The organism is Pseudoruegeria sp. HB172150 (assembly GCF_013184805.1).
In the GTDB taxonomy this organism is placed as follows: domain Bacteria; phylum Pseudomonadota; class Alphaproteobacteria; order Rhodobacterales; family Rhodobacteraceae; genus Psychromarinibacter.
Genome location: NZ_JAATNG010000002.1, coordinates 459223 through 471936, shown reverse-complemented (window position 1 = coordinate 471936; position 12714 = coordinate 459223). Strand labels below are relative to the sequence as shown.

The 12714-nt window shown below is 64.0% G+C and carries 13 protein-coding genes; 3 read left to right on the top strand and 10 right to left on the bottom strand.

Going from position 1 to position 12714, the window contains the following annotated elements:
- The first annotated feature begins 42 nt into the window (after positions 1 to 42).
- Positions 43 to 909: a transglutaminase-like domain-containing protein gene (locus tag HCO70_RS14085; RefSeq protein ID WP_172297180.1), complete on the top strand. Its 867-nt coding sequence runs from the start codon at positions 43 to 45 to the stop codon at positions 907 to 909.
- Positions 906 to 1532 carry a DapH/DapD/GlmU-related protein gene (locus tag HCO70_RS14080; protein ID WP_172297178.1) on the top strand — a complete coding sequence of 209 codons (627 nt, stop codon included), beginning with the start codon at positions 906 to 908 and terminating at the stop codon, positions 1530 to 1532. Before HCO70_RS14085 ends, HCO70_RS14080 begins: the two co-directional genes overlap by 4 nt.
- A 263-nt stretch (positions 1533 to 1795) precedes the next feature.
- Here HCO70_RS14080 and HCO70_RS14075 read toward each other — a convergent pair whose 3' ends face one another.
- Entirely contained in the window at positions 1796 to 2428 is a 633-nt protein-coding gene (locus HCO70_RS14075) for an esterase family protein (protein WP_172297177.1), read from the bottom strand.
- Positions 2429 to 2704: 276 nt separating this feature from the next.
- Positions 2705 to 3718 carry a GlxA family transcriptional regulator gene (locus tag HCO70_RS14070; protein ID WP_172297175.1) on the bottom strand — a complete coding sequence of 338 codons (1014 nt, stop codon included), beginning with the start codon at positions 3716 to 3718 and terminating at the stop codon, positions 2705 to 2707.
- A gap of 691 nt (positions 3719 to 4409) precedes the next feature.
- Between HCO70_RS14070 and glpD the strand changes: the two genes are divergently transcribed.
- The gene (glpD, locus tag HCO70_RS14065) at positions 4410 to 5981 is read left to right on the top strand and encodes a glycerol-3-phosphate dehydrogenase (RefSeq protein WP_172297173.1); all 1572 of its coding nucleotides are present in this window, start codon (positions 4410 to 4412) and stop codon (positions 5979 to 5981) included.
- Positions 5982 to 6055: 74 nt separating this feature from the next.
- On the opposite strand, the gene HCO70_RS14060 is transcribed toward glpD, so the two are convergent.
- The 8 genes from HCO70_RS14060 to HCO70_RS14025 are packed head-to-tail and all read right to left on the bottom strand — an operon-like array spanning position 6056 to position 12685.
- Positions 6056 to 6466, bottom strand: a complete 411-nt coding sequence (locus HCO70_RS14060) for a MaoC/PaaZ C-terminal domain-containing protein (protein ID WP_172297171.1) — start codon at positions 6464 to 6466, stop codon at positions 6056 to 6058.
- The gene (locus HCO70_RS14055; protein WP_172297169.1) at positions 6466 to 6969 is read right to left on the bottom strand and encodes a MaoC family dehydratase N-terminal domain-containing protein; all 504 of its coding nucleotides are present in this window, start codon (positions 6967 to 6969) and stop codon (positions 6466 to 6468) included. The genes HCO70_RS14060 and HCO70_RS14055 overlap by 1 nt, the downstream gene beginning before the upstream one ends.
- Positions 6962 to 7747, bottom strand: a complete 786-nt coding sequence (locus HCO70_RS14050; protein ID WP_172297167.1) for an IclR family transcriptional regulator — start codon at positions 7745 to 7747, stop codon at positions 6962 to 6964. The genes HCO70_RS14055 and HCO70_RS14050 overlap by 8 nt, the downstream gene beginning before the upstream one ends.
- A 35-nt stretch (positions 7748 to 7782) precedes the next feature.
- A complete protein-coding gene (locus HCO70_RS14045) occupies positions 7783 to 8487 on the bottom strand; it encodes an ABC transporter ATP-binding protein (protein WP_172297165.1) in 705 nt (234 codons plus the stop codon).
- Positions 8480 to 9241: an ATP-binding cassette domain-containing protein gene (locus HCO70_RS14040; protein ID WP_172297163.1), complete on the bottom strand. Its 762-nt coding sequence runs from the start codon at positions 9239 to 9241 to the stop codon at positions 8480 to 8482. Before HCO70_RS14040 ends, HCO70_RS14045 begins: the two co-directional genes overlap by 8 nt.
- On the bottom strand, positions 9238 to 10218 hold the full coding sequence (locus HCO70_RS14035; RefSeq protein ID WP_172297161.1) for a branched-chain amino acid ABC transporter permease: 981 nt from the start codon (positions 10216 to 10218) through the stop codon (positions 9238 to 9240). Before HCO70_RS14035 ends, HCO70_RS14040 begins: the two co-directional genes overlap by 4 nt.
- Positions 10215 to 11090 (bottom strand): branched-chain amino acid ABC transporter permease, encoded by an 876-nt coding sequence (locus tag HCO70_RS14030; protein ID WP_216665433.1) that lies wholly within the window; start codon positions 11088 to 11090, stop codon positions 10215 to 10217. Before HCO70_RS14030 ends, HCO70_RS14035 begins: the two co-directional genes overlap by 4 nt.
- The gene (locus HCO70_RS14025; RefSeq protein WP_172297159.1) at positions 11087 to 12685 is read right to left on the bottom strand and encodes an AMP-binding protein; all 1599 of its coding nucleotides are present in this window, start codon (positions 12683 to 12685) and stop codon (positions 11087 to 11089) included. Before HCO70_RS14025 ends, HCO70_RS14030 begins: the two co-directional genes overlap by 4 nt.
- Positions 12686 to 12714: the final 29 nt, after the last annotated feature.

The following is a 12714-nucleotide window of genomic DNA, read 5'->3' as shown; positions in this document are numbered from 1 at the left end:
CCGCGGCACCGCAATCCCGCCTTCCGGAGAGAAAGCGCGCACATGACCTCCGAATTCGAGATCACCGTCACCGTCGACAACCTGCCTCCCGGCGCACTTGTGCTGGCCGCCTGCGGCCAGTCGACGCCCCATGCCGTATCGCGCGGCTGCGACGTCTCCGGCGGTCAGGTCCGCCACGTCACCGAGGCCGCCACCGGCCTGCCCGCGCTTGCCATCAGCGCCGCTGGCCCTGCCCTCACCCTTCGTTATCGCTACGAGGAAAGCAAAGACGGAACCTATCCCGAGGCGATGTTCCACCCGACCGCCTCGCGCTACACCCGCGCCGCCGAGGCCCTGCTGGCCGAGGCATCCGACATCGCCGGAACCGGGCCAGACGACGAGCGCTCCCGCCGCATCGCCTGCGCCGTGGCAGAACGTTTCACCTACGGCCACCCCGATATCCGGTTCAACGATGGCATGGACGAGGTGCCCCTGCTCGGCTGCGGCCTGACAGAGGGCTCCTGCGTCGACATCAACACCTATTTCATCGCATCGCTGCGCGCCGCCGGGATCGAAGCGGGCTACATCACCGGCTGCTTCTTCCCCGCCGAAAAACGTGACTGGTGCGAGGACATGCACTGCTGGGTCGTCACCCGGATCGACGATGTGTTTCAGGAATGGGACATCGCGCATTACCTCAAACTGGGCAGCCGCGACATCGCACCGGCGCTGAATCCGAAACCCGGCTTCCGCGCTGCGCTGGCGCATTCGATGGGTCTCGACTTTCCGGAACTGGGAGTGCGCGAGGTAAAGCTGCTCTCCGAACCGATCCTGCTCCGCGACGGTCGGGCCGAACGCCGGGAATCCGCCAGCATCCGCCTGCGCCACCCCGCGCTGACAGACATCCAGCCAACCGAGGCCACCCTGTGAAGAAACTCTCCGAAGCCCCCACCATCCACGAGACGGCGAAGGTCACCAACTGCACCCTCGGCCGCTGGACCGACATCCAGGCGCGTGTCACCCTGCGCGAGGTTGAGTTCGGCGATTATTCCTACATCGTCACCGACAGCTCGGCTGTGTGGTCGACCATCGGCAAGTTCTGCTCCATCGCACAGGGTGCCCGGATCAACCCCGGCAACCACGCCACTTGGCGCGCGGCACAGCATCACTTCACCTACCGGGCGGAAATGTTCGACCTGGGCGAGGACGACGCCGAGTTCTTCCAGTGGCGCAAGGATCACTGGGTGACTATCGGCAACGACGTCTGGATCGGCCACGGCGTCACCGTGCTGCCCGGCGTCACCATCGGCGACGGCGCCGTTGTGGGCGCCGGGGCCGTGGTGTCAAAGGACGTCGCCCCCTACACCATCGTCGGCGGCGTGCCCGCGAAACCCATCAAGCCGCGTTTCACCGAGGCGCAGGCCGCAGCGCTGCAACAGATCGCATGGTGGGACTGGTCGCACGACGCGCTGCGCGCGGCGCTGCCGGACATCCGGAAGCTGTCGATCGAGGAATTCATCGAGAAATACGGCGTCAGGCAGGCGGCGGAGTAGGCAGCGCGGAGTTCCGGTCGTGGCCCGAGAAAGGCTGGGCTTGCGGACGCTTCGGACAGAGTAACCCGGACCGCGCATCGACGTGCCGCGGCGCGGCGATCCGACCGGAAAGCGTAGGCGCTTCATGCCGGCCACACCCCTCTACACATGGAGATATTCGCTTGCGGCACCCAAATCGCCGGGCCCAGGGACGGCCCGTCGATGCGCGGCGGCTTCGCCGCTATTCGCGCCGGCAAAAGGTTCCAACCGTCCAGCCGACAGCCTCAGGAAAACGCCCACGAGATCATCCGGGGAAATTCCGCCCGCCACATCGCATCGTCGTGCCCTGCATCGCGTTCGGTCATGACAACCTCGACACCGTTGTCACGCAGTGAATTGGCCCACCGCCGCGCATTCGCAAGAAAGAACGGTTCCTCGCGACCGGCCACCATGTAGGTTGGCGGCATCGAACTGATCGTATCCTCAGACGGCCTGAAACCAGCCCCGGGCGACGCGGAAAAAACCGCTCCGAACTGGTCCGGATGGCGGGCGCCCATCGCGAGGGCGAACTCCCCGCTCGCCGACACCCCGAAGACCGCCGTTCGCTCCCTCGGGACTTTCAGTCCAAACCGGGAGCCGGCCCATGCGCACAGGTCCCCGATGAAGAACTCTTCGTGCTGTCCGAATGCTGCCGGGTCGAACTTGGGAGAGTACTCGTGCAGCCTGAGGGTTTCGTCGCGGTTCCGATGGGCTCCCACGACCAGTGTCGAGGGGAAGTCTTCAGCCTCGATATCGGCGCCCCATGGCACGATGAGCTGGCCATCTGCGCAGTACACGACCGCCTCGATCGGCCGCTCCGGCACATAGGCCGAAACCTGTCGGCCGCCGTCGAAGGGAAATGTCTCTGTTACCAGCATCGGAACATCCTCTTCTTTTGCGTTCGACAGTCACACCGCCCGTCTCGCAAGGTTTGACCTGCTTTCGCACCGTCGAAAGCAAGACTTCGCAGGACTTCCCGCAGCAAGGGAATGTCTCAGGCTCTGGGGGGCTTGAGTCAAGCCGGCCCACCGCGCCTTCGCCGCTGTTCGCGCGGGGGATGTGTTTGAAGCGGGCTCGGGCTGGACATCTGGTGAATGGCGGAAGGGCGGACCTTCCGGACCGTTGTCCTCGTCGCCTCAACCGCCGCGTCCGGATCATTCGAAGTGCGCGAAGCGCGTGGCCCCAAACATACGACGATGCTCCGCTGGCGTGAGCCCAGTCCTCTTCTTGAATAGGCGTCGGAAGTATGCCGCGTCCTCGAATCCAACCTGTTCGCCGACCTCGGCGACCGATGCCGGCGACGTCTCCAGCAGCTGCCGCGCCTCCTCTATCCGGATTGCCTGAACATAGTCCATTGGCCTCCTACCTGTCGCGCTCCGGAACCTTCGGGCGAACGTCGTGGACGGCAGGCCGGACCTTGCCGCCATTCCCCGAACCGGGTTCTCGGCCGTGTAGTTATCCGCTATCCATATCTGAGCCGCCCGGATCGGCGCGTCCTCGTGCGGCGTCGCCCGGATCATCGAGGTGAAGGGCGCCTGAAGCTCTCCACGATCAGCCATCAGCCAAATCTTGGCGGCCCGGGCGGCGCGGCGCGCGCCGCCATAGTGAGCGATCAGAAAGAGCGCCAGCTCCTGCCAGCCGGTGGTGCCGCCGGATGTCACTGGGCCTCGATCAGCCTCTGCGAAGCAGAGACCACGGTCGAGGCGGAGTCGAACTTTTGGATAGTGCCGGCGGAACACATCCTCGAAAGCCCAATGGGAAGTCGCCTCGACGCCATCGAGCAGGCCCGTCTCGGCGAGATAAATCGCACCCGTGCATGCCGAGACGATCCGAGTGCGCGCCTGGTCGAGCGAAGCGAGCCAGTCGAGCCCCGGGTGGTCGGCGCGGACCGGCCGGTCCCAGGGGGAAAGCTCGAGCCCCGGCACGACGACGAGGTCACAATCCGGGGGCCCATCGAACGTGACCTCGGGCGCAATCCGAACGGATCGACCGCATGGATAAGGCTCTCTGTCTGGCCCTACCAGTTTCACGTCGAATACCGGCGTTTCGTGTTCGCCGGTCACGAGCGCTTCCCAGTCTCTTCCAGCCGCCATGAGCGTGTCTTGGAGGCCGAATAAGCTGGATGTGCTCGCCTGTGGCGGTGCCATGATCAAGACTGATGTCGACATCGGCACAAAGCGTCCCCGGAGATGGTGAATCCGTCACCATTATACAGTTTTCGTCTATCACGTCTCAACGACCAATAGCTCCATGCTCCGGCGTCAGGTGAACGAAGGAGCGTCCGATGCTACTAGCAGCATTCCTGGGTATGCGGTCAGCCGCCGACGAGCCGCGCAGTACCGAGACGACAAACGGCAGCTCCGGGCTGCCGACGAGCGAGGCCGCATCCATCGCGCCGCGGGATGATCGCGTGGCGTGCGGTGTTTGGGACGCCTTCGTCTATATAGGCCCTGGGGGCAGTATCCCGCGAACACACTGAGATCGACCGTCTGAACCGGCGCATCTTGACGGATGCTGCGATCGCTATCGAGGTCCACTTTGGGCCCAATGCCGTCCTTCGATGCGTCTGACGCATTCGCCACTCCTCGGCCGCGCACCGCAGACCGGCTCCGCGATGTGGCAGGACGGTCGGTTCGGTCTGGAATTTAGGACGCGGGATACTCCCAGCCAGCAAAGAGGCGGATCGCTCGTTTGGCCACCCCGCAATAGGTTAATATCGCAGTCATACTTTTACTGTTTAAAGTCAGCCAGTTGAAAGGCGTCCCCATGGGGACGCCCCGAAACACTCCTCAGAACTATCGGTTTTACCCCGCCCCCGGCTCCCCCTATCCTGCCCCCGACCACCCTTGAGGAGCATCCATGACGACGCCCGAGACCGACCCTGTCGACCTCTTCATCATCGGCGGCGGCATCAATGGCTGCGGCATCGCCCGAGACGCCGCCGGCCGCGGCCTGAGCGTCACCCTGGCCGAGATGAACGACCTCGCCTCGGCCACCTCCTCGGCCTCCACCAAGCTGTTCCACGGCGGCCTCCGCTACCTCGAATATTTCGAGATCCGGCTGGTCCGCGAAGCCCTGCGCGAGCGCGAGGTCCTGCTGCAGGCCATGCCCCACATCTCCTGGCCGATGCGCTTCATCCTGCCATACCACAAGGACATGCGCTTCGACGGGAGCACCCCGGCCTCCAGGCTCATGACCACGGTCATGCCCTGGATGAAGGGCCGCCGCCCAGCCTGGATGATCCGGCTCGGCCTGTTCCTCTATGACAGCCTCGGCGGGCGCAAGATCCTGCCATCAACCACCACACTCGACCTGAAGGGCACGCCGGAAGGCGCGCCCCTGCAGGACCGCTTCGAGACCGCCTACGAGTATTCCGACTGCTGGGTCCAGGACGCCCGCCTCGTCGTCCTCAACGCCCGCGATGCCGCCCAGCGCGGCGCGACCATTCTGACGCGCACCAAAGTCACCTCCGCCACCCGCGACGGTGACCTGTGGCGGATCGAGACCGAAACTGCCGGCATTACCCGGACCCACATCGCGCGCGCCCTCGTCAATGCCGCCGGCCCCTGGGTCTCCGACGTGATCACCGGAACACTGAGCCTCAACGCTGCCGAGCACATCCGCCTCGTCCGGGGCAGCCATATCGTGGTGAATAAGCTTTTCGACCACGGCAAGGCCTACTTCCTGCAGGGCACCGACGGCCGCATCATCTTCGCGATCCCCTACGAGGAGGATTTCACCCTGATCGGCACCACAGATGCCGAACACGAAGATCCCTGGACGCCGCCCGTCTGCACCGAGGCAGAGGCCGACTACCTGCGCGACTTCGCCAGCGGTTACTTCAAGACCCCCATCGGGAAGGAAGACATCGTCTGGACCTATTCCGGGGTCCGCCCTCTCTACGACGACGGCGCCGCCTCCGCCACCGCGGCGACGCGGGAATACGTGCTAAAGCTCGATCGGAAAGGCGCGCCGCTGCTGAACGTCTTCGGCGGCAAGATCACGACCTACCGCAAGCTGGCCGAGGCGGCGTTGGAAAAGCTGTCGACGGCGCTGCCCGCGATTGGTGCCGCCTGGACCGCAGGCGTGCCACTGCCCGGTGGCGATTTCCCAGTGCACGGCGCACCGGCCCTGGCGGACGACCTGCGCGCGGCCTATCCTTTCCTGACGGGCGTGTGGGCACGCAGGCTGGTCAAAACCTACGGCACTGAGGCGCTGACGATCCTGGACGGGGCGAAATCGCTGGACGATCTCGGCCAAGATTTTGGCGCGACGGTTACGGCTCGGGAAATTGACTGGACAGTCGCGAATGAATGGGTGCGGACGGCGGAAGATTTCCTCCGGAGACGCACCAAACTGGGCCTTCAGCTGACTGAGGCGCAGGCGGCGGAAATCGCCGCTCATATCGAGGCCAGAACCGCCCAGAAATAAACCCTAATGCTGCGGCCATTTGAGTTGTCCGCAACGCTGCAATCCCGCCTCTCACAGCGGCGAGGAACCAGAGGCTAAAGCCGGACGATAGCCTCACCCGAAAGGTTCGGGGCGCCGCCTTCGATCACGGATGAAAGCGCGACCCTCAGCCGCGGACCCGCATCGGTCTCGAAACGCTCCTCTACCTGACCCTCGCAACGGCAGACGGCGCCGACCGGCGTGATCGCTAGGAACCGGACGCTGATGCTTTCTAGACGGTGCAGACCGGCCCAGTCCGTCACGACCCGCGTCAGCGGACCCATCATCAGCATGCCCTGGGCAAATACGTCCTCAAGCCCAGATTCCATCGCGAAATCGCTGTCGATATGCACTGCGTTATGATCGCCGGAGGCACCGGCGAATAGTGCGAGCATACGCCGCGTGACCGGGCCGAATGTGAGCGGCGGCAAGCCAATTCCCGGCTCCGCGTGCAGGGGACCGGGCATCACTCGGCACGCTCCGGAAGGCGATGGATCACCGTGCGGGCAATCTCCACGACAGGCCCACGCTCCGGACTTTCGATTACCGTGTGCAGATACGCCATTTCCAGCACCCCACCCTTCTTGAATTCGAATCCAACCACCTCGTGGCAAACAGTCAGTTCATCGCCGGCCAGCATGTAACCGGCAAAATCATAACGTTCGGCGCCGTGCAGCAGGTAGCGATAATCAGCACGGATCGCATTGAACACTGTCCGTTCTCCATTGAACTCGGCAATGCGGGTGGACTCCTGCTCTATCACCTGAGCGAAGGTGGGCGGGGCGACGATGCCCGGATAACCCCGCGCTCGCGCCGCCGAGGCATCGAAATGGATCGCATTCGTCTCGCCGATAACCGAGCAGAGAAAGGCTATGCGTCCGCGCTCAACCGGATAGGACGGAGCCTTGATCCGCAGCCCAGCGGTGGACCGGTCGAACAATCCGCGCGGCGTCGCCGGTGCTCTATCCATGACTTGCCTTCGAACCGTATCCGGTCACGGCCGTAGCGCGGCCGATCTCTTCCTGGATGATCGCCTTGTATTCGCTGACGTGTTGATCCTGGACTTCCGGTGCGTGTGCGGCGATGGAAATCGCAAAATCCGCCGTGCCGTGATCGGTGCGGACCGCGACTCCCAGGCCGAATGTGGAATTGTAGACGCGCTTTTCGCTGACGGCAAAACCGCTCTCCCGCGTGCTGCGAACCGATTGCCGAATGTTGTCGATGCTCAGGTCGGCGTAACAACCCAGCTCCGGCTCAATCGCCGCGAGTATCCGCTCAATGGTCGCGTCGTCCAGCTCGGCCAGAAGCGCAGTTGCGCCGGCCCCCACGCCCAGGTACCGACGCTGTCCGACCTCAACCGGGATCACCCGGATCACGGCAGTGCCGTCTGCCTTGTAGATGCACACCGCCTCAATCCCCGAGCGCCGCATCAGATAGGTGGTCACCTTGGTCCGCGCCGCGACGCGGTCGACAGCAGCGCGCAGCGGCAGCATGTCGAGGACACGGTCGGTCACCGCGAGACCCAATTCATAGCTCAGCAGCCCGATTTCGTACTCACGGCTCTCCGGGTTGTAGGCCGCCAACCCGGTATCCGTCAGGCATTTCAGGATCCGGTGCGTCGTGGAACGCGGCAGGTCCACCGCACGGGAGATCTCGCGCAGCGTCGGCGGCGACGACTCTGACACGCGCGCGATGCGCTGCAGGATGGCAGCGGCGCGGCGGATGGCCTGTGTTCCGTCTTGCGCCATGGCGATAGGCTCCGGTTCATTTCGTTCCGACATCACTAGACAGCGAGGTATCGCTCGACAAGTTCCGCAGACGCATCGAATGCCGCCCAGTCGCCCGAAAAGACGATCTGGCCGGAATCAATGATCACGACCTGCGTCGCACATTGCCGGGCGAACCAAAGATTCTGTTCCGCCAACAATAGTGCGATGCCAAAACGATCGCAGGCGGTTATCACCTCCTGCGCCAGGCTTTCGACGATCACCGGCGCCAGGCCTTCTGTCGGCTCGTCGAGCAGCATCAGCCGAGGCCGCGTTGCAATGCCGCGCGCAACGGCGAGGATCTGCTGCTGCCCGCCGGAAAGCTGGCCGCCGGGCCGCTGGGTCAGGTCTTTCAGGATCGGGAAGGCGCGGATCACTTCATCGAGTGCCGGCAGGTCTCGGCCCGGCCCCGCGCCGTGCTGCGCCAGCCGGATATTCTCCGCTACGGTGATATGGGTAAAGATGCGCCGGTCTTCCGGCACGAGGGTCATGCCACGCCGAGTCCGATCGCAGGCGCTGATCGTCCCGAGCGACATCCCGTCGAAACGGATCTCGCCCCGTACCTTTGGCCCAGCATTCATGACGCTCTTGAGCAATGTCGACTTGCCGGCGCCGTTCCGGCCGACGATTGCCACCCGCTCACCTTCTCCCACGGCCAGCGAGATGCCATGCAAAATATGCGCCTGGCCATAGAAGGCTTCGATGCCGTTCAGTTCAAGCATGATGCTGCCCAAGATAGACCTCGCGCACCACTGGATCCCGTCGCACGGCAGCCGGTTCGCCCGTCGCCAGCGCCTCGCCATAGTTCAGAACCATCAGTCGGTCTGCCAGCTCGAAGATGATGTCCATGTCGTGCTCGGTCATCACGATCGACACTCCGCCGTCCCGCTTAAGCCTCGCCAGCAGACCTGTCATCTCGCGCCGATCCGAGGGCGACATGCCCGCCGTTGGTTCGTCCAGCATCAGCAGTGCCGGACGCGTCGCCAGGGCGATGCAGAATTCCAGTCGCTTACGGTCCCCGTGCGAAAGGTAACGCGCTTCGGTCCGCCAGCGCGCGCGGGCAAAACCGAACCGTTCGAGGATCTCCTCCACCTCCAACGCCACCTGAGACGAAGCACGCCAGTCCCACCAGCGTCCGGGAGAGCGACCCTCGGCAGAGAGCCGCGCCTCTACGGCGATGGCGACATTTGTGAAGACATCGACCTCGGGAAAGATCCGCGCCACCTGGAACGTGCGCCCGAATCCCAGCCGCGCCCTGCGGAAATCGGACATCTTCGTCACATCCTGCCCGCGGAATCGGACCACACCAGAATTCGCCGGACTTTCGCCGGTCAGCACTTTGAATAGTGTGGTCTTCCCCGCGCCGTTAGGGCCGATGATCGCAAAGGTTTCGCCTTCGTCCACCGACAGGTCGATACCGTGCAACACCTTCAGCGCCCCGTAACTCTTTTCGATGCCATTGGCTTCGAGGATCACGCCTGTTCCTCCACCATGGCTGGTTTGCCGGTGCTGCTCCGCTCGACGATCCTGCGCAGGAAACCCATGATCCCCTGTGGCGCCAACAGCACCACGATCAGAAGGATGCCGCCCACCAGCACCTCGCTGAGACCCGCGAAGGTGCGCGTTGCGTAGTTCACCATGCTCAGCACCAGCACGCCGATGATCGGCCCCCAGAAAAACCCGGCCCCGCCGAGCAGCGTCGCCAGCATCGGTTGCGCCGAATGCAGCCACATTACCAAGTCCGGCGTAACAATCTGCGCCCAGGGCACCAGCAGGCAGCCGGCGAAGGCAGCAAACGCGCCGCCGATGGTGAAGGCAAACACACGCACCCGCCAGACATCGATCCCGACGAACGCGGCGCGCTCCGGATCGATGGCCACCGCTTTCATGCGGCGCCCGACATACCCGTGCAGAAGCAGCCACATCAACGCGACCGCCAGCAGGGACATCACGAAGAGGAAGTAATAGGCCTGCACCTGGTCGTTCATATCGATCCGGAACAGGCCAAATTCCATCACCGGCCGCGGGATCGACGGGATTCCCTCGTCACGGCCCAGGAAGGCAGAGTAGCCAATCAGCGTGACGACAAGCTGCGACAAAGCCAGTGTCAGGATCGCCAGCTGGATACCGCTCGCCCGACGCAGCACGATGATCGCTACAACGAAAGAGGAGACGCCCCCCAGAAACGTTCCCAGCGCGATCACCAGCAGAAAATGCAGGCCATAATCGTACTTCAGGAAGACTGCCGCCGTGTAGGCCCCGACCCCGAAAAAAGCCGCATGGCCAAAAGAGGCGAGCCCGGCGTAGGAAAACAGCATATTCCACGACAGGGCAAAAATGATCTCGGTCATCGCGATCCCCGCGATGAAGACCAATCCGGCATTGACGGTGTAGGGAGCGGTCGCGAACAGCAGGAACAGGAGCACCAGCCCATAGGCAATCAGGCGCTTCATTGCGAAAGCTCCGGGTAGAAGCCCTGCGGCCGGATCAGCACCAGCACGATCAGCAGCGCGTAGACCGCGACGCCCGGCATCGTCGGCAGCAGGATGTAATTCAGGCTGTCCGCCAGTCCGAAAAGGATCGCCGCAAAGAAAGCGCCCTTGACCGATCCCAGCCCGCCTACGATCACCGCGCAGAAGGCGAGCAGCAGGTAGGAATGGCCAAGATCCAGCGACAGCGACTGGTTCGCCACCAATAGTCCCCCCGCCAACCCCGCCAGCGCAAAGGAGATTGCGACAGAAATCAGCTTGATCCGCTGCACCCGCAACCCCGCCACATCCGACATCCACGGGTCGCGCGCCACTGCCTGGATCAGCTTGCCGAACCACAGCCGATTCAGCCCGATCTCCAGCACCAAGAAGGCCACGACCCCAGCGCCGACGATGAAGATCGAGTAGACCGAAATGGGGATACCCATCTGGATCAGCCCGCCCAGCGCCGCCGGCGGATAGATTGCGTGGATGCCCTGGCCGAACACCAGCTCCGCCCCGCCGCTGGCCAGCAGCATGACCGAGAAGGCGGCGATCAGAGTGTACTCGGTCGGCACTCCCGCCAACCGCCGGAACACGACCAGGTCCGTCGCCACGCCCATCGCGCCGACCACGATCGCGGCGGCGAATGCGGCACCAAGGAACAATGGCAGGCTCGCCGCCTCCTGTCCGGTCAGTGCATGTGCCACATAGGCGCCGATCATGAAAAAGGCGCCATGGGCAAAGTTGAAGATCTTCATGATTCCGAAGGCCAGCGTCAATCCGGCCGCGACGAGGAAGATCGCCTGCCCCATCACCAGCCCGTTGAACAGCGAGAAGAGATAAAGCGACATCATGCCGTCTCTCCCGCCCGCGCCATCGCCAGTTGGCGCAACTCGGCCTTTTGCACCTTGCCGATGGCTGTCAGCGGCAGCGCCTCGGCGATCTCCAGCCTCTCCGGAAATTTCTGCCTGGCGAGCCCTAACGCAGTCAGATGCGCGGTCATGGCGGCGAATTCGAAACTCTTCCGCGCTGCCGGCACAACGAAAGCCACCACCATCTCGCCGCGTTCGGTATCGGGAATGCCGACTACCGCCACCTGCCGCACCGCCGGATGCCGTGCCAGTGCGTTCTCTATCTCCAGCGGGCTGATATTCTCGCCCTTACGGATGATGATGTCTTTGATCCGTCCGGTGATTTCCAGAAAACGCCCCCCGATCAGTCGTCCAAGGTCGCCCATCCGGAAATAGCCGTCGGGCGTGAAAGCTCCCTGCTCGTCGCAAGCATCGAGATAGCCCAGGAACATGCGCGACGCGCGCACGGCGATCTCGCCGTCTGTACCCTCGGACACATCCGATCCGTCCATTCCGATCAACTTCAGGTCCGCAGTACATTCGCCGTCGGTATCGGCCCGTTGCATCGCTTCTTCCCGCGTAGAGATGCCAGGGCAGACCAGCGGCACCTCGGAGGAACCGTAGGCTCGCGACACCACCGCATTCGGAAAGGCCGCGAGCCCCCGCCGGACCAGTTCCGGCGACACGTTAGCGCCGCCGCAGATGTAGCGGCGGAGACTGGGGAGGCTTGTCCCCGCCGCCTCGGCCGCAGCGATCAGGTTCACCAAGAACGGGGTCGCGCCGGCCATCAAACTTGCATTGTGCAGGTCGATATCCCGCACAGCCTGCGCCGCATCCCAGCGCTCCGCCAGAACCGCGCGGCATCCGGTGATCCACGGAAACTCGAAGGCATAGATGGAGCCGCCAATATGCCCGATCGGCGATGGCACATAGAGCGTGTCCGCATCGCCAACGCCCCAGAACGACGCGGTGGTCCGGATCATTGTATCGACGCCCGCATGGCTGTGCAGAACGCCTTTGGGATGGCCGGTGCTGCCCGAGGTGAAGAAGACGATCTTGATATCATCTTCCTCGGGCAGTTTTGGATCGGCCGGCGCGCCGCTCACCAACGCTTTGAAATCGTCATCCGACGGCGCGCCACGGACAGTAAACACATGCGCAGGCCGTTCCGCGAGACCGGCGACAAGGGACGGATAGTCAGTGGTCCCGAACCGTTCCGGAACAAAGATCGATTGCACCTCGCAGGCGGGCAGGATCATGCCAAGTTCCGCTGAGCGGTAGATCGGCATCAGCGGTGCCAGACGGTAGCCGAAAAGCGCCGCGGCCAGGTTGATGACGCAGGCTTCCCACCAATTCGGCAGCTGAAAAGCGATGGCAGCGCCGGGCTGCAGCCCTCGCTCGCGTAGCGCGCCGCCAAGACGCAATGCCATGTCCAGCATCTCGCCCCGGGTAACGACACGGTCGCCGTCGATCACGACCACACGCTCCGGCGCTTCCGCTGTCCGCCGCAGTGCGATGGCGCCAAGCCCCTGGCCGCGCGCCTGTCCCGCCCGCCCCGCGGCCCTCAGCGCCGCCAGCCTGTCATCCAGTCGTGTCATTTCGCTTCCCGTTGCCGCCACGGCGACAG